Origin of the sequence: Microvirga pakistanensis (assembly GCF_004458765.1) — a bacterium.
Lineage (GTDB): Bacteria > Pseudomonadota > Alphaproteobacteria > Rhizobiales > Beijerinckiaceae > Microvirga > Microvirga pakistanensis.
Window position 1 is genome coordinate 1 of record NZ_SPJX01000126.1, and the last position, 223, is coordinate 223.

Annotated in this window: 1 pseudogene; it reads right to left on the minus strand. The window is 63.2% G+C overall.

Annotated elements, in window-relative coordinates:
• Positions 1-223 (minus strand): annotated as a pseudogene (locus E4K09_RS04345) (extracellular solute-binding protein); the annotation flags it as partial.

Here is a 223-nt window from a genome sequence, read left to right on the forward strand (position 1 = left end):
CCAGCTCCTCGGGCGAGATATCCGTGAAGAGCTTGGCCCAGGTCTCCTTGTCGAGATTCGCCTGAACATGCTGGGCATCGATGCCCGGATACCAGTTGAAGCGCTTGACGATTCCCTCGGCCTGCACCTTCGGGCTCGTGGCGAGGGCCACGAATTTCTCGGCGAGCTCCTTGTTCGCGCTCTTGGCCGGCACGACGTAGTGCATCGGCTGGCCGGGCATGCC